1 protein-coding gene is annotated in these 1283 nt (G+C 55.2%); it reads left to right on the forward strand.

Translation table 11 applies throughout. The features are described 5' to 3' along the window. On the forward strand, positions 1 to 426 hold a 426-nt coding region (locus tag A462_RS34730; RefSeq protein WP_008430066.1), incomplete at its 5' end, for a hypothetical protein. Between the last annotated feature and the right edge of the window lie 857 nt (positions 427 to 1283).

The raw sequence follows: 1283 nt of genomic DNA on the forward strand, positions 1-1283 counted from the left end.
GACCCGGAGGGATGCGACATGGTTCGGTTAATTGCGCAGCCAACCAGTGATCAACAGCAAGAAATTCGCAGGATCGTGTGGGATGGAACCGAGGGCCTTGATTGGTCCTCGGAGTTCACGGCTAAATCGGACACGTCACGCATTACCCCGCTCTACGATCGSACCTTCACGTTCAACCCGCGGAACGAGAGTGGGTACTCTCGGACTTTCCGGTTTTGGCATCGCACCGGAAAAAACCTGATCTATGACGAGGATGAGCAGGGTGGAGCTCAGCCTGCACCCGGGTCGTTCGTGTCGGTTGCAGGGAAGCCTGGAATGGGTGATCTGTATGTTTACGACATCGTGTACCTCGCAGTTCCCGCAGCTGGTGGCAATGCTTCGATGCAGTGGTCACCGGAGGGAACATACTATTGGCATGAACGCTAGACTAGGCAATGAGAGACTGGGTGAGATGAACTATCGTACAATTCCCGCGCAACCAATTGAGATCCACGTGCCCCACCTCCTCTGGGTCTTCATTCATCAGCCAGATGGTGGGTCGACCCCACGTGATGGTGGTCTTGCCACGGTATTTGTCAGTGACTGTGAATGATTCCTGCGCGCCAAGCCAGCCCTTGTAGGCGGGGAAAAACTGAAAGTTCCCCTGGATGTCGTCCAACACMGCGTACTGCGCGTCGTCGATGTTGGCTTTGACGTCATCGACGTTGAACTGCAGGCAGCAATAGATGTGACGACCCAATGAACGTGCCCACAAAGTCTTGCCAAGCCGTGTCTCACCCCACAGGATCAGGCTTCGAGGACGTCCCGCTACCAATAGAGTCAGCGACCACTGCTTTTACCAACCTGACGTCGCGCGACGTCAGGTCGACGGGTTAGGGTTAGGGTCAATGGTTAGGGTTAGGGTTAGGGTTAGGGTCAGGGTTAACGGACTATGGACTTACCAGTTCCAGACAGGTTGTCACGTACCCATTCATCGAGTTCCGGAACTCCTGCAGTGCTAAGTCGAACGGACGGGGGGTGTTGATACTCAACAGCCGGGGGTCGATAGTGCCATTCGGCATATGCACGCAGGGAGTTGAAGTTGCAGCACAGCGTTCGCGGTGCCAACTCTCGAACAAGATCCCAAAACTCGTCCACAGTAGGTGCATGTGCGATTCGAGACCAGACATCGTCAGCTGTCGGAATCGGATCGTCGATGATGGGACTGAGCCCTCCAGCGACAATGTCTCCGTCCTTGATCGCATAGTCCAGCATCTTCTGTGGTGTGCGACCGCATGGTTGTA

The organism is Pseudomonas sp. Ag1, assembly GCF_000278565.1.
Lineage (GTDB): Bacteria > Pseudomonadota > Gammaproteobacteria > Pseudomonadales > Pseudomonadaceae > Aquipseudomonas.